Raw genomic sequence first — 22172 nt, 5'->3', positions numbered from 1 at the left:
ATCCCCTACTCAAAACAGGGTAAGTCTTCCTACCTTCCCGAATTACAATTTATTAAGCCAATAGTAAAATGCCACTTCATCCAGAACAGCAGATTATCCGGGATAAAATGGCATTTAATTTTTGTATAGTGCACACCCTACTTGTGTATACATTAAAAATTTTATTTATATTCTTATTCCCTTAAAAAGCCTGCCTACCAGCACATTGCATTTTACTCTTGATTTCCTTTATGCTGCACAGTTCATCCACGAAGGAAAGAAATGACTCTCGATCATGTGCATCAAGTGCTTCATCTACCTTAAAACGCAAATAATTCATCCTTAGTTCTAAATCCGAAATGGAGCAGATGCTTCCCTCAGCATGCAGTTCCTCGATCTCTGCTGCATACATAAAAAATTGAAACTCATCGTTGATATCTATTAAAACGTGCCATCCCAAACAATCAACGTACTTCCGCTCACCTGTAATTGTCAAAACATCACCTTGACGGAACTCAATTATATGTTGATGCTGCTGCCCTGGACAACAACAACTTACTTGATGCTGCAACAGCTCTAGTACTATAAAACGCTCAATCATAACTAGTCCTCCCCTATTTACCTTCAGTTTTTTAAATTCTCCTTTAACCAAACAATCTCTTCTAACTTGACTTGCAAGAAACATCCATTGAGATTAATTATCAATTATACTTCATATTATATGTGATAATGATTATCAATTTCAATTTATTTTCAAACTTTCTATATACTCCTATAAGTAGTCCTTCCCTCCTTGCGTGCATTGGAGGAAGAATAGCGTATGTTTAAAATAAAAATGAAAAGACTGCCCCAAATTCTCCTTTGCGGACAGCCGTTATTCTTCATTATTTTATAAAAATATCTTTTGACACCAGTACGATTTGTTTTTTACTAAAAAATATCTTCCGGCGAGTTTGTTGATATGGAATATTATCACTTTTATTCAATACACATATCAATGTAGTGTTCAATTTTTTTAAGCAGTTCATCAGCATTATTTGCCCCAATATTTTGGCCATTTACAAGGGCAAATGGTTCAACCAAACATTGTCCGCAAAAAAGCAAGCAGCGTTCTTCTATAACGTTTACATCGCTTCGCTCCATCAACTGTTCTTTAATACTTTCCATATCATCCTCAAAGTTGCAAGGGCAAAATTTTACTTCTATCTCCATTTCCAACACCCCTTTTTATATTGCTAGTATATTAACTGAATTTCGAAAGGTACGTAGGCATATGTCGAAACTCGTCCTTGCATCAACTCACTGAAATACCTATGTCCTAAAAATAAAGGAGTGTTAAACATGGCTAAAAAAAGACCATCTACAAAAACAAAGAAGGAAGAAATTTTTCCAATTAAGAATGTACATTACATGGAGATTTATACAGGTAATGCAAAACAAGCCGCCTATTATTACGCAAATGCATTTGGTTTTGAACTTGTGGCATACAAAGGGCTTGAGACTGGCTCACGTGACCGTGTTTCATATGTACTGGAACAAGGGGCTATCCGACTGATTTTAACAGGAGCACTTTCAGACAGCACGAGTATTGCTGAGTTTATAAAAAAACATGGAGAAGGTGTCAAAGATATCGCCCTTCTTGTTAAGGACTTGGAGAAAACATACACAGGTGCTATTGAACGCGGAGGCATAGCAATCCAGGAGCCTTGGGTCGAAGAGGATGAAAATGGAAAAGTGAAAAAAGCCATTATCGGCACATACGGTGACACGATTCATACACTCGTTGAACCTATTGATTATAAAGGTCCCTTTATGCCAGGATTTGCAGCATACGAGCACCATTTTGAAAACGCTTCCTCTGGTTTAATTGGTGTGGACCACGTTGTCGGCAACGTAGAAGTAATGGAAGATTGGACAAATTATTATGAAAAAGTTTTTGGATTTACCGTCCTAAAACATTTTGATGATGAGAATATTTCAACAGAATATTCTGCGCTTATGTCCAAAGTAATGATAAATGGAACAGGCCGCATCAAATTCCCCATCAACGAACCAGCAGAGGGAAAACGCAAATCACAAATTCAAGAATATCTTGACTACTATAATGGGCCAGGTGTGCAGCATCTCGCCCTATTAACAAATGACATTGTCGGCACAGTCTCTCTGCTAAAAGAAAATGGTGTAGAATTCCTAAGTACACCAGACACGTATTACAAAGATTTAGCAAACCGTGTTGGAGATATTGATGAAGACGTAAAAAAACTTCAAGAGCTGAGTATTCTTGTCGATCGAGATGACGAAGGGTATTTACTTCAAATCTTCACAAAACCAGTTGTCGATCGTCCGACTCTGTTCATCGAGGTCATTCAGCGTAAAGGCGCACTTGGCTTTGGTGAAGGAAATTTCAAAGCACTATTTGAGTCCATTGAGCGTGAGCAAGAACGACGTGGGAATATTTAATTCAAACGGTCATACCTGCATATTAACGGGTATGACCTGTTTTAAAAGGCGGGATAGGTTTCGTGTTAACAAAAATAAAGGCAAATTGGAAAGAAGAAGCGGTTAATCATTTTATGACCGAACTCATTGATTATGCAGGGTTCTTTCCATCGGCCTCTCTCCCGCTTTCAGAGGCTATTCCAAACTATCAATCTTATATTGCTGCTTAATATGGAAGCTGAAGTTTCGATGAACCGCGGGAAGAACTTGGAGAGTTATCTATTTTTCACAGGGGGACGTAGAATGAAATATTCTTTTATCGAAACCAAACAGGATTCACATTTTCCCATTCAAAACTTGCCATATGGAATTTTTCAGCCGATGAATAAAGAACCGCGTGCCGGTACAGCCATTGGTGATTATGTTCTCGATTTATCTGTGATGGACGAAGCAGGATTATTAAATGGGACTGGAGCAGAGAACAAAAATATCTTTAATGATTCGTCGCTTAATAACTTTATGGCTCTTGGCCGTCCGATCTGGACAGCTGTACGTACAAGACTTCAGCACCTTTTAGATGTAAACACACCAGATTTAAGAGATAACGAATCGCTGCGTGCAAAAGCATTTCATCGATTGGCTGATGTCAACATGCTTCTACCAGCCAAAATTGGTGACTACACCGACTTTTATGCATCAAAAGAGCATGCAACAAATGTCGGTACTATATTTAGAGGTAAAGATCATGCGCTTATGCCAAACTGGACCTATATCCCGGTCGGTTATCACGGACGAGCTAGCTCCATTGTCCCAAGCGGCACAAAGATTCGACGTCCATTTGGGCAACGCAAGTCAAAAAGCACAGATCAGCCCGTATTTAGCCCATCTGTTCAGCTTGATTTCGAACTGGAAATTGGATGGTTCATTGGTCCGGGCAACGACCTTGGTAAACCGATACCCATTGATCAAGCTGAAGATCATGTTTTCGGACTCGTGCTTGTCAATGACTGGAGTGCCCGTGATATTCAAGCATGGGAATATCAGCCGCTTGGCCCTTTCCTAGCAAAAAATTTTGCAACATCCATTTCACCATGGGTTGTTCCGCTTGAAGCATTGGAACCATTCCGCGAAGCTGGACCAATCCAGGATCCGGCACCATTTTCATACTTACAACAAACAAAAAACGGAGCATTTAATATTGAACTTGATGTGTATTTAAGACCAGAAAACCAAAAAGAAGAAACAAGAATCACTCAAACGAATTTCAATTATATGTACTGGTCTATTGCCCAACAGGTCGCCCATCATACGATTACAGGCTGTAACATGCGCCCTGGTGATATGCACGCATCTGGTACAATCAGCGGACCGAAACGAATTGAACGCGGAAGTATGCTCGAACTTACTTGGCGCGGAACAGAGCCTATTCAACTCAATAGCGGTGAAAAACGCATTTGGATTGAAGACGGTGATGAGCTAATCATTCGTGGCTCTTGCCGGGGAGATGGCTATCAGATTGGGTTTGGCGAAGTGAGCGGTACCATCTTACCCTCCTTTTCAGAAATAGAGATTTTACAAAAAGGTAAAAACAAAGCGTGAATCACTGGACACAAAATCTCATAAAACATCCACATAAAAGAAAGAGGTGTATATCATGCCGCATTACGTAAAAATGGGCCGCATTCCTCATAAACGTCACACACAGTTCCGAAAAGAAAATGGGGATCTTTATTATGAGCAGTTAATGGGGACAAAAGGATTTTCTGGAATCCAGTCGCTCATTTATCACATCAATCCGCCAACACAGGTTAAGAAAGCAGAAAAAATTTGCGATATCCATTATGAATACGAGAAAAAAGATGCGCTTAGACACAGGCATTTCCGTACATGGAATACGAAAGCAGGCGGTGATTTTCTTGAAGCACGCCGCATTTTCATGGCAAACGATGATGTAGCAATCGGTATTGCGCGGCCAAATCGGCAGATGAATTATTTTTATCGAAATGGTGAAGGAGATGAACTGTTATTTGTCCATGAAGGAATCGGCAAAATTGAAAGCATTTTCGGAGAATTAAACTTCACTCCCGGTGATTATCTTGTCATCCCAATTGGCACAACCTATCGCGTTATGCTTAAATCAGAAGAAGCACGATTTTTAATTCTTGAATCTAATTCGGCAATTGTACCGCCCAAACGCTACCGAAACGAATTTGGCCAATTACTTGAGCACTCTCCATTTTGCGAGCGTGACTTTCGCACCCCAGAAAAATTAGTGACGAAAGATGAAAAAGGAGAATTTGAAGTGCGCGTCCGTGCACAAGGAATGCTTACATCCTATACGTATGATTTCCACCCGCTTGATGCAATCGGATGGGATGGCTACTTGTTTCCATACGCGTTCAGTATCCATGATTTTGAGCCGATAACAGGCCGCGTTCATCAGCCGCCGCCAGTCCACCAAACGTTTGAAGCACACAATTATGTTGTTTGTTCCTTCGTACCTCGTATGTATGACTATCATCCAAAAGCCATTCCCGCTCCATATGTGCATAGCAATGTAGATAGCGATGAAATGCTTTATTACGTAGACGGTAACTTTATGAGCCGGCGCGGAGTTGAAAAAGGATCTATCACCCTGCACCCAAGCGGTTTGCCGCATGGGCCGCATCCCGGGAAAATTGAAGCTAGTATCGGCAAAAAGGAAACGCTCGAACTCGCAGTCATGGTCGACACATTCCAACCGCTCCATATTGTAAAAGAAGCACATCCAACAGAAGATAAAAAATATATGAGCAGCTGGCTTCCTTAATCTATCTTCTACAACAACAGTAACAATGGAAGCAGTAAATGCAATGAAGTAAGTTCCTCCAACCATTAGGCTGTCCCAAAAATACGTTTACATGTAAAAAGGCTGCCCGAAAGTAACTTTCGAACAGCCTTTATTCTACAAATTATTTTGTAAAAGCATCCGTTAATACTGGAACGATTTGCTTTTTACGAGATACAACACCTTTAAGAATTGCTGTGTTGTTTGTTAATGATACATTATAAGCTTTTTCAACTGCGCTTGCTTCTTTACCAAGTGCAAGACCTACAGAATCATTATTTAAAATATCTGTTACAACGAAGAAGAATAAATCTAATCCTTTTTCATCAATCACTTTATTAATTACTGCTTCAATCTCAGCTTGACGAGCAAGTACGTCATTTGTATCTACAGCATTCACTTGAGCGATTTCTACTTTTGCTTCTCCCATTGAGAATTCTTTTGCATCAAGAGAAATTAATTGCTCTACTGTTTTGTCGCTTAAATCTGCACCAGCTTTAAGCATTTCTAAACCATATGCTTCAGCATCTACACCAGCAATTTCTGCTAATTCTTTTGCTGCTGCTACGTCTTGGTCTGTGCATGTTGGTGATTTAAACAATAATGTATCAGAAATAATAGCTGATAACATTAAACCAGCAATTTCTTTCGGAATTGATTTTCCATTTTCTTTATACAATTTATTTAAAATCGTTGCTGTACATCCAACAGGCTCAGCACGATAATATAACGGATCACTTGTTTCAAAGTTAGCGATACGGTGATGATCAATAACTTCTAACACTTGTACTTGATCGATATCATCTGCACTTTGTTGACGTTCGTTATGGTCAACTAAAATAACACCAGCTGCTTCGCCAGCTACTTTTTCAACAAGGCGAGGCGCATCGAAATTGAATTGAGTTAATGCATATTGTGTTTCGCCATTTACTTCACCTAAACGAACTGGTTCAGCTTCAACACCTAATTGTTTTTTTAAATCAGCGTAAGCGATACTAGAACAAATTGTATCTGTATCTGGATTTTTATGTCCGAAAATAAGTACTTTTCCCACGTTATTTCTCCTTTTGTGTAAAATTTTATTGGTAATCTTTCTTTAAAAGAATACCATATGTCCCCTCTATTCTATCACAATTTTAGCCATTTTAAATTCCTAATATTCCTGTTCCCTACTTTTTATATAGGTTAAATAATATAATCCATCCTTTCCGTGCTCAAAAATAAATAGTTGAAATTTAACAAAATATAGATTATGATAATACTTGCAATCAATACTAGATATTGACAAAAATAAACCAAAAACATCTATATATTGATATATAAAGTAAAGGTGCCAGAGATGGCTAAATAGGGAATCCGGTGAGAATCCGGAACTGTCCTCGCAACTGTAAATGTGACGAAATGAGAAAGCCACTGTATTAATCGGAATACGGGAAGGACTCAAAGTAGAGAGATCATAAGTCAGGAGACCTGCCTATACTTCATTCTAGTTTCTTATTCTTCGAGGATTGAGATGATGAAACGATTGCCTAAAAGCTATCTTTACTAGTCTTTTATTTCAGTCGTTTAATCCACTCATTCTCGAGTGGATTTTTTTATTTACCTAAAATATAAAAGGAGGCTTCTTCCCTTGACTACTCTAACAAATTCAAAAGAACAAAGCATGTTGCAGCTAGCTTCCCTATCAAAAAATTTCGACCATACACTCCATATGGATAAATACAAACAACGCTTTCAAAAATGGTTGGATCGACAAACAGATGTAAGTGCTGCACAAACGTCTAAGAAGCTTATCCAAATGGCACTTGAGAACGTCGATATTGATGCTCCAGACTGGACATTCGTTGCTGCTACAGAATTATTAAACTCTATGTATCAAGAAGCACAAATCAATCGCGGATACACAGACACTTCTTACGGCCCGTTCTACGATTTAATAAAACAGCTATCCAGCGTACAAGAAGGACAACGTTACCCTGTTTATAAAGCGGAATTACTGGAATCTTATACAAAAGCAGAGATTGAAGAATTAGGCCGTTCTATTGACCCCGAGAAGGATAAGCTTTTCTCTTATATTGGAATTTATTTGCTAAATGACCGTTACTTAGCTCGTCCTGAGAAAAACGCTGTCTATGAGTTACCGCAAGAACGCTTTATGATTATCGCAATGGAAATTATGCGTAATGAACCGAAGGACAAACGTCTAGATCTAATTAAAGAAGCCTACTGGGCGATGTCTAATCTTTATATGACGGTTGCCACCCCTACACTATCCAATGCAGGGAAAACGCATGGACAACTAAGCTCCTGTTTTATTGATGCTGTGGAAGATTCTATTGATGGTATTTATCTTTCAAACTACGATGCCGCAAAAGTATCCAAATTTGGCGGGGGGGTTGGATTATACGTAGGAAAAATTCGTTCTCTTGGTTCAGATATTCGCGGCTTCTCTGGAAACAGCTCTGGCACTACTCCTTGGATTCGCCTATTCAATCAAACAGCGGTTAGCGTAGACCAGCTTGGACAACGAAAAGGTGCGATTGCTATTTATTTAGATGCCTGGCATAAAGACATTATGAGTTTCCTAGACTTAAAAACACAAAACGGGGATGACCGTTTGAAGGCTCATGATATTTTTACCGGGATTTGTATTCCTGATTTATTTATGGAAGCTGTTCGAGACCGTAAAGAATGGTATTTATTCGATCCGCATAGTGTGAAGCAAAATCTTGGCTTCTCTCTTGAAGATTTTTACGATGAGAAAAAGGGCAACGGAAGCTTCCGTAAGCACTACGCACTCGCTGTTGAAGCAGCTGAACATGGTAAACTTCCAAGCTATGCTTACGAAAAAGTACAAGCGATTGATGTCATGAAAGGAATTATGATTTCACAATTAGAAGAAGGAACTCCTTATATGTTCTATCGCGATGAGGTAAATCGAAAAAATCCGAATCGTCATAAAGGAATGATTTATTGCTCAAATCTATGTACCGAAATCGCCCAAAACCTAAGTCCGACATCGATTACAGAAGAATATGAAACAGAAGATGGCGACATTGTTATCATAAGAAAAAGCGGAGACTTCGTCGTTTGCAATCTTTCTTCTATTAATTTACCTCGTGCTATTGAAGCAGAAGTTCTAGAACGCTTAATTCCAATCCAAGTACGCATGCTTGATAACGTGATTGATATCAATACTTTACCTGTTAAACAAGCAAAGATTTCTAACCAACGTTATCGCGCGATTGGCCTCGGAACATTCGGATGGCATCATCTGCTTGCAGTCAAAAAAATCTATTGGGAATCTGAAGAAGCCATTCAGCTTGCTGATTCTTTATACGAAACAATCGCTTACTTAACGATTCAAGCATCATGCGAACTAGCAAAAGAAAAAGGCAGCTACCGCTATTTCGAAGGTTCTGACTGGCAGACTGGTCACTATTTCGAGCTGCGCGACTACCATGACCAGAAGTGGAACGAACTGAAACAAAACATTCAACAAAACGGAATTCGTAATGGATATTTGATGGCTGTTGCCCCGAACTCGAGTAAATAATTGCTCCCTTGTACAGTGATGTATAAGTGAAAAGTCGGAGAATTGCGGGAAACTCTGAGTATATCAAGATAGGATACTACGCAGTAATGACGTAGCGAACCCTAAAAATTCTTGATTGCAGACAATCCGCAGCCGAGCTTCCTTATAAAAGGAAGAAGGTTCAGAGGCTATGTACCGACTATCTTGTATATAAATATACAAGATAAAGATATAGTCCGTACTCTAGGGCGACCTAGAGAGATAGGCGGAACAGAAACGACCTATCCATCCTAACTAGTTAATTAGGATAGTAACAATTTAGACTGCGAAAATCGGGAATTCAACAGACGGCATCGATCCATTATACGAAATTGAATTTTACGAGGAAAAGAAGAACTTTAAATTCAAAGTGACAGCGCCTGGTTTAACGCCAAATACGTATGAATACTATAAAAAAACGCGCTTCCATTTAGATCAAAAAGAAAGCATTAAACAAAACGCCGCTCGGCAACGCCATGTAGACCAAGCCATCAGCTTTAATTTATATGTTCATAATACGATTAAAGCGAAAGACTTATTAGATATTCACTTGACCGCTTGGGAAAGCCAACTGAAATCCACCTACTATGTTCGTTCGACTTCTTCGGAATTTAACAATGCTTGTGAAAGCTGTTCATCTTAAAAGTGAAGCCGGTAGAGCTAGACACCAGTATTAGCTGAAAAACTACTCGCTTCCCTATCTATCAAGAAAAGGAGCTTAAAATATGACAACTCACATTAAAAAAATCCGAATGTTAGAACCAACGTATCCGACAAAGGCAACCGGCGTATTCAAAGGAGAAGCCTCAGGCTTTCTCCTTTGGAATGACATTCAATATGAGAAATTTTATGATACCTATACCCAACTGATTAATAACTTTTGGAAGCCTTCAAGTGTCAATATGATTCAAGATAAGAAGCAATGGGGCGAGCTCGATGAAGATATTCAAGATGTATTTCTAGATATTTTAACGATGATTGCGGGAATGGATAGTTTACAAACGCCCACATTAGTAGAATTCCTACGCTATGTAAAAGACCCGGCTGTTAAAGCAATTTTAGCGAATATGGCGCAGCAAGAGTCGATTCATAATGAATCCTACTCGTATATTCTTGCTTCGTTGATCCCTTTAGATAAACAAAAACAGCTATTTGACCGAATTAAGCAGCACCCGCAAGTCATCAAGCGGAATCAGCCAATTGTCGATGCGTATCAAACCTTTGTAGATGACCCTACGCCTCAACATTTATTCGAGGCCTTAATTCACTCCACAAACCTTGAAGGCATCTATTTCTATTTAGCATTTGCCTTCTATTACAACTTAGGACGTCAAAATCTAATGACAGGCTCAGCTACGATGATTTCTTATATTCACCGTGATGAGATGGTTCACTTTGACTTTATTGGGATGCTGATTCAAATTTTAATGTACGAATATCCTGAATTAAACACAGAAGAAAACAAACAGTTCATTTACGATACACTCCAACATGCTGTCGAACTTGAAAAGCAATGGTCAGAGTATATATTAGAAGATATTCAAGCAAAAGCCGACCTCGACCTTGAAGAGTTCTATGAATACATCGAATACATTGCCAACAAGCGGCTTCGCATGCTTGGACTAGATAATTTATATAAAGACTATCCGGATAACCCAATGCCTTGGATTAAAACATTTGATGATGAATCCATTAGTTTAACGAAGACGGATTTCTTTGAACAAAAATCAAGAACTTACAGCCAAGTGAATGCGAGCAACGGATTTGATGAACTATGAGAATAGCCATCGTCTATCATTCTGGAAGCGGAAATACGAAAGCACTTGCTGAAGTGATCGCCTCTTTTTTACCTGAAGCGAAGCTCTTTAAACTAGGTGAATTCAATTCTGCTACTCTACCTGCCTACGACGGTTTATTGATTGGCTCATACACATGGGGAGATGGTGATTTACCAGCCAAAATGATTCCCTTTTATGAGGAATTAGAAACAGCTGATATCTCTCACCTCACGACGGCTGTGTTCGGGACAGGTGAAACGAATTACCATCACTTTTGCGGTGCTGTCAATCTATTACGCGACATGCTATATGTGCATAGTTCTTTAGCCGTTACCTTAAAGGTCGAGCAAATGTATCAAACTACTGATTTACCAAGAATCGAAAAATTCACGACTATTTTCAAGCAAGCTTTACAAAGTAAAATAAAAAATACATGTATGACAAAAGAGCTTATCAGTTAAGTCTGATAAGCTCTTTTTCTGTAAACCGTTCATTACGATTACATTAAATGATATACATCCCAAATGTCAGAGGTTTCTGCTCCCATATACCAAGCAGCTACACCGCCCAAGTGATGCTGTTTTACCAGGTTCAGTCGAAGCTTCATCGATTTTTTATCTTCTATCCATATTTGATGTCTCTTCCCATCCAAAGTATATTCCACATAATTTTGCGAGGTCTTTTTATCCCATACCTTTTGAAGTCCTTTAGATAAAATAATTTGCTCAACCTCAACCATAGTACGATCATAACTCTTCACTTTGTTTGTCGATAAATCCGTTACCCATTCCCTCGTGTAAAATGGCACAGCCAATATGATTTTATGAGAAGGTACCTCTTTCATTAAAAGCTTTATCCCTTCCTTGACCCAAGGCAAAGAGGCAACAGAACCAGCTGTTGGACTTCCTCCCCAGTGCTCATCATATCCCATCATGATGATATAATCTGCTAGCTTGCCAAGTTCTTTCCTATCTAAACTCCCTGACCAAAAAGGGTCATCATTTGCCCGAGTGACATCCACAGATAGTTTCATTCCATGTGGTTGAAGCGACTTTTTAAGTTCTTTTATGAAAAGCACATAATCCCGCTCATTTTTTGGATCAATGTTTTCAAAATCCACATTTATTCCATCACTATTCGTTTGTACGAGTGAATCTCGCAAAGCTGAAACTAATTTTTGACGATTGGCTGCACTACCTAGTATAAAATCAGTTAAAACAGGGTCAAATTGATTACCAATTAGCGGCCAAACTTGTTTCCCTTGGCGATGAGCGTCTTGAACATACTTTTTATCCACAGAAAGGGAAACAAAATCCCCTGAATTCTTTAATGTATAAAAACGAGGAGATACTACATTTAAATTAGGTTGTTTCATGTAGTTTCCCTTCGTTCCATTATGCTTCCACCCCATAAAGATACGGGTTTGCTTTTTTTGTTTAAGAAGGGATCTCTTAATCCAGCCCTTTTTACCATCAAGCAATTGAATTTGGAAGTAATAATCAGGAAGCTTCAGTTTTTGACCAACATCAAGATTAACGGTGCGCAAATGATTTAATTTCTTTAAATCACTTATCGTTACCCCATATTTAGTAGCCACTTTCCACAATGAATCTCCTGATTTAACAGTATGTATCTGATATTTTTGTGGAATCTTTAGTTTTTGACCAATAATAATTTTCTCCGATGTTAATTTGTTTTGTTTCTTTAACTCTCTTTCTGAAACTCCATACTGCTTCGCTATTCCCGATAATGTATCTCCACGTACTACCTTATGGATAATAAGGCTTGCAGAGTCTCCTGAGGCAGAAGAAATAACAGGAAATTTCTCACCTTTTTTTAAGACTGCTACTTTAGTAGACCCTAATTTAGGAGCCTTAAAAACACTCGCCTTGTCTACTTTCACAGAACCTATGGAAAGAGTATTACTAGATGCTTGTCCACTGCTTGGAAATAGACTTATACAAAGAAAGCTGAATATAATAAGACAGCCAAATAATTTTTTCACTATTTGCTATTCCTCTCTAATTTTAACATTATAACTTTTTATAGTTTACTATGAGGCATAGCTATAAAAACAGAGGTACTTTTTAGGGGGTTTCCATAAAATACTCTCTATTATTCTATTTATTGGTATAATATATGGATGAAAGGCAGGAGATTGCAAGATGCACTTTAATGTTGGAGATATTACTTTTCAAGTAGTCTTCCTTATTTCTCTTGTAGTACCGATTGTTCTTATTGTCCTATTTATAAAATATCTTATAAAGCAACGGCAGCAAACAAATAGAATAGAAGAAAAGCTGGATCAGCTACTAAAGGACAAAAAATAACGCAAAATAAAAAGACCCCGATAAACGGAGTCTTTTCTTAGCGTTCAATTATTTTTGAACGTTAGCAGCTTGTGGTCCACGAGCGCCTTGCTCGATTTCGAAAGTCACGTCTTGACCTTCTTCAAGAGTTTTGAAACCTTCACCTTGGATAGCTGAGAAGTGTACGAATACGTCGTCTTGACCTTCAACTTCGATGAAACCGAAACCTTTTTCTGCGTTAAACCATTTTACTTTACCTTGTACCATTGTAGTGCCTCCCATTTGGAAAAAATCCATTTTATTACTATTCTTGATTCTGGATAATGTCTGAAGAGGAAACCTATAACGGTACTTCCTTCTATCAATCTTATTCCGAACAAAAATAATTATCTATAGTATATCATGCATATGCTAAAAAAAACAAGGTTATCCCTTAATAATTCAACGACAAATTCCGCCAAAATCCCACGAATTTAGCCCTTTTTTTTATGAAATCCCTCTTCCAATAAGTAACGCTCTGCTTCAATCGGTGATTCAAAACATTCTTCAAGATTCACCCCCGCATATATATTCCAGAGTAAATCTTCTTGAGCAAGCGTTAATTCTTGCTTCTCCGGCCCTATCCAAACGCCTTCAAGATCAGCAAATTCATCCACCATTTCTTCCGCTTCCTCAAAGTGAGATAAATAAGCGATACTGTCTTCTACTACTGTTCGAAGCTCTTCCTCTGAATATTCACGGATATTAACCATCCCTTTTTTATCGGTCATGCTAGGAGATAAATGACCTGCATAAACAAATCCATTACCGTTTGGATGTAAATGCTGCACTACAACTTTTCTATCATACACACTTTCTTCAAAGTGAAAATTAACACGTCCTAATGACACATCTTTTCTTTGTAGCTGTGGGAAAGATTCAATAATAGCTAATTTTTCTGCAAACGTTAACAAACACTCATCCTCATTTCCTCTAAATCATGTTGTACATTGTACCACAATCGTCTTTAGCATATTCGAAAAAAAAAAAGAATTTTATTCTTGACATACTGCTGACACATAACAAGGTTAAAGTAAATGTATCATCATCCAATACAATAACTCACTTAAATAGAAAAGAAAATATAAAGGAGTCGATGTGAAATGGTTACAATTTATACTACTCCAAGCAGTTTAGCTTGTCGTAAAGCGAAAGCCTGGCTTCAAAAAAACGACATTATTTATACAGAACGCAACTTATTCTCACAACCTCTTTCTGTTAAAGAAATTAAAGCGATTTTACAAAAAACAGAAGGTGGAACAGATGAAATCATCTCGACACGTTCTAAAAAATTTAAGAGCTTAAAAATGGATATCAATAGCATCCCTTTAAATGAACTGTGTGAATTAATCCAACAAAATCCTGACCTTCTTCGCCGCCCTATCATTTTTGATGAAAAAAACCTACATGCAGGGTACAACGAAGAAGAAATGGGCCGCTTTCTTCCTAGAAAAGCCCGCCACCTTCAATTATGGCAAGCAATCAGTCAATTAGTATAAAACAAAAAGCCTTTTCCTTATTTTTGGAAAAGGCTTTTTGTTTTATGCCTGGCTTTTTTCAATATATAAAGTGAAAGTCGTTCCTCTTTCACTGCTTTCTTTTAAAACGAGATCACCATTTTGTGCTTTAGCCAACATTTTGCTAAATGGAAGCCCTAATCCTAAACCGCGAATTTTCAATTTTTTATTTTCCCCGCGATAAAATGGTTCAAATATAAAATCCTGTTCATGTTTAGGTATCCCTCTTCCATCATCTTGAATATCAATACCGATTAAAGCTTCGTCCGCTTCATATATATGCAGGCTAATACGTCCTTTCCCCTCTATTGCTTGTTTAGCATTATTCAACAAGTTAATCATAATTTGTTGCATTCTTAATAAATCAATTCGCCCGAATAAGACCTCATCAGGAAGATGGATGGCTAATTCAATCTGTTGTTCTTCTTGTGTAACCTTCCAGCGATGGGAAATTTCCTGAATAAATTGATTCATATTTTCTTTTTCTACTTGCATTTTAAAAGAGCCTGAAGACATGGCATTATAGTCCAACAAATCTTCAATCATTCGTTGCAATCGCTGTGTTTCTTTTAAAGATATATCTAAAAATTCCTTTCTTTCCTCCCCTGTCACCACATCATCTTTTACAGCTTGAATAAGTCCACTTATAGAGGTTACGGGGGTCTTTAAATCATGGGTCACTCCAGCAAGCATCTCAGCTCGCATTTTATCGCTTTGTTTCAATCGACTTGTCATTGCCTTAAACGACTCCACTAATTCATAAATCTCTTCTTCACGGGGTTCTTCTTCTTTTAAATTAGTATCGTAATTTCCTTTGCGTACTTGAACAGCAGCATTCGCAACATTCTGAATAGGGCGTGATATTTTTCGTGAAAGAACATAAATGACACCGCACCCTAATACAAGTACTGCCCCCATCATCATCGCCAGCCAGCCGTGATCTTGGTTTACTTCCTTCAACGCTCCTTCTTCTTGAGCGATTACGACCCAGCCTTTTGTCTCATAGTCAAAATTAATTGGAGACTTAATAACATATAATTGACTGTCATCCTTTACTTCAACTCTTTGGATGCTATCCTTACTATCCATAATGACAGCCGGAAGCTGCTTGTCCTCAGGCTCAATGTATAATTGCGGCATCGTATAAATAATAGTACCGTCCACATCTACAATATAAATAATAGGCTGTTGATCCAAATGAAGGATTTTTTCCCGTTCTTCAATAATTTCAGCCAACATTGGCCCAACAACAATTTGTCCATTATCCTTAATCGCACGATCGGATGTTTCATCTGCTAAATACTTAAGCAGGCTTAAACGATATTCCAGTGCTGTTTTTTCCATCCACCATAAAGAAAAAACGGATAAAATAAGCACGCCTGTCATCAAAGTAATAATATATCTAGTCGTCCAATACCGTAATAATGTCGTCCTTTTTTTAACTTTGATAGACACTTAACTGATACCCCAATCCACGCAACGTTTTAATTTCTCCTTCTGACTCAGGCCACTCTTCAAGTGCCTTCCTTAAACGTTTAATCGCCAAGTCAACCGCTCGGTCACTTCCGACATAATCCATTCCCCAAACGTGTTCAATCAACTGCTCCCTTGTAAAAATTTGATTAGGATGCTTCGCAAAGAAAAGAAACAACGACAAATCGCGTGGGGTTAAATTGACTTCCTGATTGTCTAGCTCTACAGTATAAGCTTGAAAGTCTACACGTAATCTTCCAAACTTACGAATATGCTCTTCACTTTCCTCCGTAACAAAACGGGGTGATCGACGCAACACTGCTTGCACCCTTGCAACAACTTCATCCGCTACAAACGGTTTAGCAATATAATCATCCGCCCCCGACTGAAAGCCAGATAATCGATAATCTACATCCGTTAAGGCTGTTAACATAATTACTGGACATGCACTTTCCTCACGAATTTCACTAAGGATGTCCCACCCTTCTTTCCCCGGCAACATGACATCTAATAACACAAGATCCGGCTGAACATCCGTAAATACAGACATTGCTTTAAGCCCATCATATACTTGAATTACTTCAAACCCTGCACGCTGTAAATATGCTTTTAACACCATAGAAATGGCGATTTCATCTTCCACAACTAATATCTTTTTCATACTCATCAGATGCCCCCTCCCCCTAGATTATAATCAATTGACAAAACAAGCGCCATTGAAGGTAACAGCTCCTGACAGACATAGTTCTAGCATACTTTAGAAATGTGTCAAGAACATGTTGACTGTCCCTCCTCTAAAATAGACTTTGTTAACTAACATCATTGATTATATAATTAAGAGCATTTCATGGGGGCAGAACGAAAATGAGCCAAACATTAACAGGGCCTTAAAGTAAAAAAGAGCTTAAACAGCTCTTTTTCTCATTTACATAGAAGTTTCATCCTCAGCACGAGCCGTATCATCGACAATGGCTCTCAAGTCTTTTTCAAATAATTCATCACTGCAAACAAAACTATGCTGATCTAAGGACTCTTCCTTTTGCTGTGAAGTTAGATTCTTTTCTTTCATAAGCTAAGCCTCCGTTCTTTATTTGAGACTTATTTTATCCAAACTGTTAAATCTTATGAGAAGGATGAAAAGTCCGCCCATTTTTCTCAATACAATAAACAATCTAGCCTAGTTGGCATAGTATGAATGTATTCTAGGCTTCAAAGGAGGAATGCACAAATGGGTGGTCATGTTGATGGAGGCTGTGGTGGACACTGTGGTGGACACAGCTCTGGCTTTGCATTGCTAGTTGTTTTATTTATTTTGTTAATTATTATTGGTGCTAGTTGGGGATTTGGCGGCTGCTTCTAAGAAAACAAAAAGGTGCCTCTTTTTCAGGCACCTTTTCGTTTATTTTTTCTCGCTTTCACAATAAGCCAAACAACAAACAAGACAATCGGAATTAATAAATAGTTTGCATATTGAGAGAAAATTTCACCAGCCTGCTCCCAGCGCGGTCCAAGTTTATACCCTAAATAGACATAAACTGCGGTTACGGGCAGCATAGCAAAAAAAGTATATACAGAAAACTTCCATACACTCATCTTCATGATGCCGCATGGCAATGAAATCGCGGTCCGAATCCCTGGAACAAAGCGCCCCAAAAAGGCGATGCTTGCACCATACTTATGAAAAAAACGATCCGCTTTATCGATTTGTTCTTCCTTAATTAAAAAATACTTTCCGTACTTCTTAACAAGCGGGCGTCCTCCATATCTTCCTAACGCATAAAGCGTCAAAGGACCAAGTACTCCCCCAATGGTTCCAAATAGAATAACGACATATAAGTTCATATCGCCTTGATACACCCAGTATCCTGCAAGAGGCAGCACCAACTCAGCCGGCACAAATTCAAAACATAAAGCGAGCATAACGCCAAAATAAGATAATGATTTAAACGCTTCAATCATACTAAGAATGATGTCTTCCATATTGTTTGTCCTTTCACATACATAAAAGAAGGAGCTCCTATTTGAATATCTAGGCACGCCCCCCCCCCCCGCTTACCGTCCTTACATTCCTATTAACTCGTTATATCGTATAATATCGCAAATAGAAGAGTCAACCTTTTGTTACCTCTATTTTAACATAAGGAACTATACGATATAACACGGTTAATCAACACTATCCTTATTACGGCTATGACATGATGTGCTTTTAAAAAGAATACAAATGCATGATTTTCCACCCTAAGATACAAACTAAATCATCATAAATATTAGGTGGAATCCTTAATGCTATTTTTTCGAAGATACAATCAGAAACCCAGTTCTTCTCGACAACTTAATAATAGCCTCCATCAGGGTCTAGTAAGCTCCGAATTAATGGACAATATTGCGGAAATCCAGTCTATTTTTTGTGATACACCTGATCTCATTGTGAGGTATTTAGTAATAAAACAAACACAAAGCCAAGCAGCGCTAATCTATTTGAATGGAATAACCGATAGTAAGACAATTTTTAATCATGTGCTGAACCCACTTTTATTTGAGGATAGCAAGGATAATAGTGAGGCTGATTTAAAGGTATCACTTGGTCACATCAAAGAAACAAATACATGGCCACAAATTGAGAGTGCGATTTTAAATGGCGAATGCGTCTTATTTGTAGATAAACGTACAGAAGCCTTTATTTATGATACTTCTAATTTTCCTAAAAGGCCTATTGAAGATACAGAAATAGAATCTTCCCTAAATGGACCACATGTTGGATTTACCGAGACCGGAAATGATAATGTTGCGCTAATTCGTAACCATATTCACAACCGTGAACTGAAAATAAAGGAAATGATTGTCGGTGAAAGAGGGAAATCGAAGTTATTTATCTTGTATCTAGCAGATGTCGTGAATCCAGAAGTGTTGAAGGAGCTTGAGAATCGAATCCAGAAAATAGATGTCGATAGCATTATAAACGCGGGTGTACTTGCAGAATACATTGAGGACCATCCATACTCTCCTTTTCCTCAACTATTATTGACAGAACGTCCTGATTTTGCATCCTCAGAGATTTTACAAGGAAGAATCGTAACAGTGGTAGACAGATCACCGAATGTAATAATCGGACCTGTAACATTTGATTCCTTCTTCAAAACCACAGATGATTATAGCTCCCGCTGGATGGTCGCTTCTTTTATTCGTCTAATGAGATATTTCGGTTTTTTTATGGCCATATTTCTACCTGCTACATATATCGCAATTATTTCCTTTCATTTTGAAGTCATTCCTTTAAAGCTGCTATTGTCCTTGGGTGCATCAAGAGAACGGATTCCCTTTCCTCCTTATATTGAGGCATTTATTATGGAGCTTACTCTAGAAATGCTAAGGGAGGCTGGGATTCGACTTCCAACTAAAATTGGACAAACGGTAGGGATTGTTGGCGGTATCGTCATTGGTCAAGCAGCTGTAGATGCAGGAATTGTAAGTAATATCATGGTGATTGTTGTAGCTTTGACAGCGGTGGCCTCCTTTATTATTCCTAATTATGAAATGGGTTCAGCCATTCGAATCATCCGGTTTCCAATGATGATACTTGCTTCGTTGTTCGGATTTGTGGGACTTACGGTTGGTTTAATGATTTTACTGGGACATTTCATTGCGCTTGAATCTTTAGGAACTCCGTATGGTAGTCCAATTGCACCTTTACGATTTCCAGATTGGAAGGATGTATTTATGCGATTTCCGCAGTGGGCAATCAATAAGCGCCCTTTAAGTACAAAAGCCATTCAGATGATAAAAGCAAACTCCAATCGTCCAAAGGGTGACAAACAGTGAGGATAAACGTAAACAATAAAATTACAGTAAGGCAATTTATTTTATTGATTCACGGAGTACAAATGGGGGTTGGCGTATTAACCCTGCCACGTGAATTAGCTGAACAAGCAGGGACAGATGGCTGGATGGTCATCATTATTTCTTGGTTCCTTGCGACAATGGCTAGTTTGATCATCATCCAAATTATGAAGAAATATCCGAATGGAACAATCCTTGATCTTTTAACTCATTATTTTGGAAAATGGATTGGAAGGGTAGCTACCATCATATTTGCATTGTATTTTGCTTTATTGGCTAATGTTATTTTTATTAGAGAGGCTCTCTTTATCCAAGCATGGATTTTACCCCGTACCGAGGTATATGTATTAATTTTGCTGTTATCAATTCCTAGCTATCAAATTGCTCGGAAAAACATCAATATATTAGGCAGGTATTCTGAATTCGTTTTTTTATGACATTATGGACGATTATCATTTATTTAATTCCTTTAAAATATGCCCATTGGCTTCATTTATTTCCTGTTCTTAAGGAAGGATGGTTACCAATTCTCACCACTGTAAAAACGTCCATTTTTTCTTTTTTAGGTTTTGAAATAGCATTTTTTCTCTATCCCTTTTTACAAAAGAAGGAGAAGGCCTCTATGGGAGTTGTTATTGCTAATACACTTTCGTTGCTCGCATTCCTGATGGTAACCATAGGAGCCTTTATCTTTTATAGTCCTGATGAAATTACCATCTATAATGAACCTACAATTGAGATGTTAAAAGTTCTTGAATTTAAATTTATCGAAAGACTGGAAATTGTGTTTTTTTCTTTTTATTTATTTGTGATTTCTACAACGGTCCTGCCATTCATGTTTATGACAGTATTTTGTACAAGTCAATTGGTTGGAAAACAAGATTATAGTAAACATTTAGCCTGTTTTTTGCTAATTGAATTTGCAGTCGTTGTGTTGTTTCCTCCTAGTTTCGATGAAAATACCCACCTTCAGCAAGTAATTGAAAAAGCTGGAATAATCCTTGCCTTTGCTTTTCCTTTATGTTTATGGGGATATGTCTGGGTGCACGGACTTTTTAAAAGGAGGGCAATCAAATGAAACGCATGTGTCTTGCCATTCTTCTCGTTTTTCTTATCGCGATACTTTCAAGCTGCGGAAGACATGTCCCACTAGAGGATTTAACGATTTCCTTGATACTTGGTGTTGATCTCGATGATGAAAATAATCTAATCATTTCTGAATCAAGTCCAGTGTTTAATAAGGATGCTAAGAAAAGTGTTGAAACATATCAATTAAAGGCCAAATCAATACGGGCATCCAGGAAATATTTTGATGCTTTGGCAACCGGAGAGGTCACTGCTGCGAAAATTCAAATATTACTGTTAGGAAAACGAGTACTAGAACATGAAGACTGGTTTTCTATCCTAGATACGGTATATCGGAATCCTACCTTTTCCATAAATACAAGAGTTATTGTAGTCGATGGTCCTGTATCTGACGTTATTTTTTATAAACCAGCAGATAAACCACAATTAGCTTTGCATTTGAAGGAAGCCATCGATAAAAACAATGGGAGATCAAGAACTGTAAATAACACTCTTCAGGTGCTTCATAGACAAATGTACGAAAAGGGATTAACTCCTTCGATTTCAGAAATAAAAAAAGAAAAAAATCTTAAATTCGTTGGAGTGTCATTGTTGAATGAGAATGGAAAGTATGTTGACAGTCTCAGTATCCAAGATTCGTCACTCCTACTTATCTTAAAGGATGAACAGAAGCAAGAAGTAACCTTTACTATTCCTATGAAATCGTTGGATGACGAGGGAGGAATCTTTAATAAGAACGAGTTAAGTATAGATGTTAATAGGGTTAAATCTAAAGTAAAGACCAAATACGACCAGGATAAATTTCATTTCAACTATAAGATTCATATGACCGTAACTATTGTAGAACAATTATTTCCTGTAGGTAAGGTAAAAGAAAAAGAACTGGAAAAAATGATTGAAAAAGAATTGAACTCTCGATTTAAGGTTCTTATTAAGAAAATTCAAGAAAATAAAATTGATCCAATCGGACTCGGACTTTATGCGAGAGCCTATCAATATGAACAATATAAAAAAGTTGAGGAACATTGGGGTAAAGCCCTTGCGGAATCAAATATTGATGTTTCCGTAGACATAGACATAAAATCGATGGGTGCTATAAAGTGATTTCTTATAAGTTCAACGGTTAAGGTGTGTGATAATTAACATCGGGAACATTCATAAATTCGCTTACATAAGTATCAATGATTGTAAAATGTTCGAAGACTTTATGACAAAGTATTCTACATATGAACATTCTCCGTCTTTTAAAATACCAGCCATGTTACCTGAACTAGTGTGGCTTCGAAAGTGAAACTTCCAGCAGTTACGGAAGTT

General features: G+C 37.9%; 22 protein-coding genes, 2 pseudogenes and 1 riboswitch. Of the genes and pseudogenes, 14 read left to right on the top strand and 10 right to left on the bottom strand.

Annotation, left to right across the window (positions count from 1 at the left end; all coding sequences use genetic code 11):
• Window positions 1-181 precede the first annotated feature (181 nt).
• Together D1953_RS09970 and D1953_RS09965 are read right to left on the bottom strand one after the other, a co-directional pair.
• Window positions 182-580, bottom strand: coding sequence for an IDEAL domain-containing protein (locus D1953_RS09970; RefSeq protein WP_182480565.1), 399 nt, complete (start codon window positions 578-580; stop codon window positions 182-184).
• Window positions 581-957: 377 nt separating this feature from the next.
• A complete protein-coding gene (locus tag D1953_RS09965; RefSeq protein ID WP_119117027.1) occupies window positions 958-1191 on the bottom strand; it encodes a DUF1450 domain-containing protein in 234 nt (77 codons plus the stop codon).
• Between the two features lie 129 nt (window positions 1192-1320).
• On the opposite strand from D1953_RS09965, the gene hppD reads away from it, so the two are divergent.
• From hppD to D1953_RS09950, 4 genes are all read left to right on the top strand, one after another.
• Complete coding sequence (hppD, locus tag D1953_RS09960; RefSeq protein WP_119117026.1) at window positions 1321-2439, top strand: 4-hydroxyphenylpyruvate dioxygenase; 1119 nt, start codon at window positions 1321-1323, stop codon at window positions 2437-2439.
• 62 nt (window positions 2440-2501) lie between these two features.
• Window positions 2502-2648, top strand: coding sequence for a hypothetical protein (locus D1953_RS21220; protein WP_182480564.1), 147 nt, complete (start codon window positions 2502-2504; stop codon window positions 2646-2648).
• Between the two features lie 73 nt (window positions 2649-2721).
• The gene (gene fahA / locus D1953_RS09955; protein ID WP_119117025.1) at window positions 2722-4017 is read left to right on the top strand and encodes a fumarylacetoacetase; all 1296 of its coding nucleotides are present in this window, start codon (window positions 2722-2724) and stop codon (window positions 4015-4017) included.
• A 55-nt stretch (window positions 4018-4072) separates the two neighbouring features.
• Window positions 4073-5227, top strand: a complete 1155-nt coding sequence (locus D1953_RS09950) for a homogentisate 1,2-dioxygenase (RefSeq protein WP_119117024.1) — start codon at window positions 4073-4075, stop codon at window positions 5225-5227.
• Window positions 5228-5369: 142 nt separating this feature from the next.
• Here D1953_RS09950 and D1953_RS09945 read toward each other — a convergent pair whose 3' ends face one another.
• Window positions 5370-6299 carry a manganese-dependent inorganic pyrophosphatase gene (locus D1953_RS09945; RefSeq protein ID WP_119117023.1) on the bottom strand — a complete coding sequence of 310 codons (930 nt, stop codon included), beginning with the start codon at window positions 6297-6299 and terminating at the stop codon, window positions 5370-5372.
• Between the two features lie 257 nt (window positions 6300-6556).
• Window positions 6557-6737, top strand: a riboswitch (cobalamin riboswitch).
• Between the two features lie 171 nt (window positions 6738-6908).
• Between D1953_RS09945 and D1953_RS09940 the strand changes: the two genes are divergently transcribed.
• From D1953_RS09940 to D1953_RS09925, 4 genes and pseudogenes are all read left to right on the top strand, one after another.
• Complete coding sequence (locus D1953_RS09940; RefSeq protein WP_119117180.1) at window positions 6909-8801, top strand: ribonucleoside-diphosphate reductase subunit alpha; 1893 nt, start codon at window positions 6909-6911, stop codon at window positions 8799-8801.
• 301 nt (window positions 8802-9102) lie between these two features.
• Window positions 9103-9462, top strand: a pseudogene (locus D1953_RS09935) (ribonucleoside-diphosphate reductase subunit alpha); the annotation flags it as partial.
• An 82-nt stretch (window positions 9463-9544) separates the two neighbouring features.
• Window positions 9545-10597 (top strand): ribonucleotide-diphosphate reductase subunit beta, encoded by a 1053-nt coding sequence (locus D1953_RS09930; protein ID WP_119117021.1) that lies wholly within the window; start codon window positions 9545-9547, stop codon window positions 10595-10597.
• Window positions 10594-11058, top strand: coding sequence for a flavodoxin domain-containing protein (locus D1953_RS09925; RefSeq protein ID WP_119117020.1), 465 nt, complete (start codon window positions 10594-10596; stop codon window positions 11056-11058). Before D1953_RS09930 ends, D1953_RS09925 begins: the two co-directional genes overlap by 4 nt.
• A gap of 38 nt (window positions 11059-11096) precedes the next feature.
• On the opposite strand, the gene D1953_RS09920 is transcribed toward D1953_RS09925, so the two are convergent.
• The gene (locus D1953_RS09920) at window positions 11097-12602 is read right to left on the bottom strand and encodes a LysM peptidoglycan-binding domain-containing protein (RefSeq protein WP_245980019.1); all 1506 of its coding nucleotides are present in this window, start codon (window positions 12600-12602) and stop codon (window positions 11097-11099) included.
• A gap of 160 nt (window positions 12603-12762) precedes the next feature.
• Here D1953_RS09920 and D1953_RS09915 point away from each other — a divergent pair, with 160 nt between their 5' ends.
• A complete protein-coding gene (locus D1953_RS09915; RefSeq protein ID WP_119117019.1) occupies window positions 12763-12927 on the top strand; it encodes a DUF4083 domain-containing protein in 165 nt (54 codons plus the stop codon).
• Between the two features lie 48 nt (window positions 12928-12975).
• Here the strand turns inward: D1953_RS09915 and D1953_RS09910 are convergent, their stop codons facing one another.
• The gene (locus D1953_RS09910) at window positions 12976-13173 is read right to left on the bottom strand and encodes a cold-shock protein (protein WP_110928937.1); all 198 of its coding nucleotides are present in this window, start codon (window positions 13171-13173) and stop codon (window positions 12976-12978) included.
• Window positions 13174-13379: 206 nt separating this feature from the next.
• Complete coding sequence (locus D1953_RS09905) at window positions 13380-13859, bottom strand: hypothetical protein (RefSeq protein WP_119117018.1); 480 nt, start codon at window positions 13857-13859, stop codon at window positions 13380-13382.
• A gap of 189 nt (window positions 13860-14048) precedes the next feature.
• Between D1953_RS09905 and spx the strand changes: the two genes are divergently transcribed.
• Window positions 14049-14444, top strand: a complete 396-nt coding sequence (spx, locus tag D1953_RS09900; protein WP_119117017.1) for a transcriptional regulator Spx — start codon at window positions 14049-14051, stop codon at window positions 14442-14444.
• 42 nt (window positions 14445-14486) lie between these two features.
• Here the strand turns inward: spx and D1953_RS09895 are convergent, their stop codons facing one another.
• The 3 genes from D1953_RS09895 to D1953_RS21215 form a co-directional block, all read right to left on the bottom strand.
• Window positions 14487-15917, bottom strand: coding sequence for a HAMP domain-containing sensor histidine kinase (locus D1953_RS09895; protein WP_119117016.1), 1431 nt, complete (start codon window positions 15915-15917; stop codon window positions 14487-14489).
• Window positions 15901-16596 carry a response regulator transcription factor gene (locus tag D1953_RS09890; protein WP_119117178.1) on the bottom strand — a complete coding sequence of 232 codons (696 nt, stop codon included), beginning with the start codon at window positions 16594-16596 and terminating at the stop codon, window positions 15901-15903. Before D1953_RS09890 ends, D1953_RS09895 begins: the two co-directional genes overlap by 17 nt.
• A 264-nt stretch (window positions 16597-16860) precedes the next feature.
• Entirely contained in the window at window positions 16861-17004 is a 144-nt protein-coding gene (locus D1953_RS21215; RefSeq protein ID WP_182480563.1) for a hypothetical protein, read from the bottom strand.
• A gap of 159 nt (window positions 17005-17163) precedes the next feature.
• Between D1953_RS21215 and D1953_RS22180 the strand changes: the two genes are divergently transcribed.
• On the top strand, window positions 17164-17295 hold the full coding sequence (locus D1953_RS22180; protein WP_119117015.1) for a YjcZ family sporulation protein: 132 nt from the start codon (window positions 17164-17166) through the stop codon (window positions 17293-17295).
• Window positions 17296-17318: 23 nt separating this feature from the next.
• Here D1953_RS22180 and D1953_RS09880 read toward each other — a convergent pair whose 3' ends face one another.
• A complete protein-coding gene (locus tag D1953_RS09880; protein WP_119117014.1) occupies window positions 17319-17915 on the bottom strand; it encodes a DedA family protein in 597 nt (198 codons plus the stop codon).
• Window positions 17916-18218: 303 nt separating this feature from the next.
• Here D1953_RS09880 and D1953_RS09875 point away from each other — a divergent pair, with 303 nt between their 5' ends.
• The 3 genes and pseudogenes from D1953_RS09875 (at window position 18219) to D1953_RS09865 (ending at window position 21962) form a co-directional block, all read left to right on the top strand.
• A complete protein-coding gene (locus D1953_RS09875) occupies window positions 18219-19754 on the top strand; it encodes a spore germination protein (RefSeq protein WP_119117013.1) in 1536 nt (511 codons plus the stop codon).
• Between the two features lie 62 nt (window positions 19755-19816).
• Window positions 19817-20850: pseudogene (locus D1953_RS09870) on the top strand (GerAB/ArcD/ProY family transporter).
• Entirely contained in the window at window positions 20847-21962 is a 1116-nt protein-coding gene (locus D1953_RS09865; protein WP_119117012.1) for a Ger(x)C family spore germination protein, read from the top strand. Before D1953_RS09870 ends, D1953_RS09865 begins: the two are co-directional and overlap by 4 nt.
• Window positions 21963-22172 lie beyond the last annotated feature (210 nt).

The sequence above is a fragment of the Peribacillus asahii genome (assembly GCF_003570725.1).
GTDB lineage: Bacteria > Bacillota > Bacilli > Bacillales > DSM-1321 > Peribacillus > Peribacillus asahii.
This window is presented reverse-complemented; position numbering and strand designations above follow the sequence as displayed.

Excerpts from the sequence above, each read along its gene's own strand:
- D1953_RS09970 (WP_182480565.1), bottom strand. The coding sequence starts at position 580 with ATGATTGAGCGTTTTATAGTACTAGAGCTGTTGCAGCATCAAGTAAGT.
- D1953_RS09965 (WP_119117027.1), bottom strand. The coding sequence starts at position 1,191 with ATGGAGATAGAAGTAAAATTTTGCCCTTGCAACTTTGAGGATGATATG.
- hppD (WP_119117026.1), top strand. The coding sequence starts at position 1,321 with ATGGCTAAAAAAAGACCATCTACAAAAACAAAGAAGGAAGAAATTTTT.
- fahA (WP_119117025.1), top strand. The coding sequence starts at position 2,722 with ATGAAATATTCTTTTATCGAAACCAAACAGGATTCACATTTTCCCATT.
- D1953_RS09950 (WP_119117024.1), top strand. The coding sequence starts at position 4,073 with ATGCCGCATTACGTAAAAATGGGCCGCATTCCTCATAAACGTCACACA.
- D1953_RS09940 (WP_119117180.1), top strand. The coding sequence starts at position 6,909 with ATGTTGCAGCTAGCTTCCCTATCAAAAAATTTCGACCATACACTCCAT.
- D1953_RS09930 (WP_119117021.1), top strand. The coding sequence starts at position 9,545 with ATGACAACTCACATTAAAAAAATCCGAATGTTAGAACCAACGTATCCG.
- D1953_RS09925 (WP_119117020.1), top strand. The coding sequence starts at position 10,594 with ATGAGAATAGCCATCGTCTATCATTCTGGAAGCGGAAATACGAAAGCA.
- D1953_RS09915 (WP_119117019.1), top strand. The coding sequence starts at position 12,763 with ATGCACTTTAATGTTGGAGATATTACTTTTCAAGTAGTCTTCCTTATT.
- D1953_RS09910 (WP_110928937.1), bottom strand. The coding sequence starts at position 13,173 with ATGGTACAAGGTAAAGTAAAATGGTTTAACGCAGAAAAAGGTTTCGGT.
- spx (WP_119117017.1), top strand. The coding sequence starts at position 14,049 with ATGGTTACAATTTATACTACTCCAAGCAGTTTAGCTTGTCGTAAAGCG.
- D1953_RS09890 (WP_119117178.1), bottom strand. The coding sequence starts at position 16,596 with ATGAAAAAGATATTAGTTGTGGAAGATGAAATCGCCATTTCTATGGTG.
- D1953_RS21215 (WP_182480563.1), bottom strand. The coding sequence starts at position 17,004 with ATGAAAGAAAAGAATCTAACTTCACAGCAAAAGGAAGAGTCCTTAGAT.
- D1953_RS22180 (WP_119117015.1), top strand. The coding sequence starts at position 17,164 with ATGGGTGGTCATGTTGATGGAGGCTGTGGTGGACACTGTGGTGGACAC.
- D1953_RS09880 (WP_119117014.1), bottom strand. The coding sequence starts at position 17,915 with ATGGAAGACATCATTCTTAGTATGATTGAAGCGTTTAAATCATTATCT.
- D1953_RS09875 (WP_119117013.1), top strand. The coding sequence starts at position 18,219 with ATGCTATTTTTTCGAAGATACAATCAGAAACCCAGTTCTTCTCGACAA.
- D1953_RS09865 (WP_119117012.1), top strand. The coding sequence starts at position 20,847 with ATGAAACGCATGTGTCTTGCCATTCTTCTCGTTTTTCTTATCGCGATA.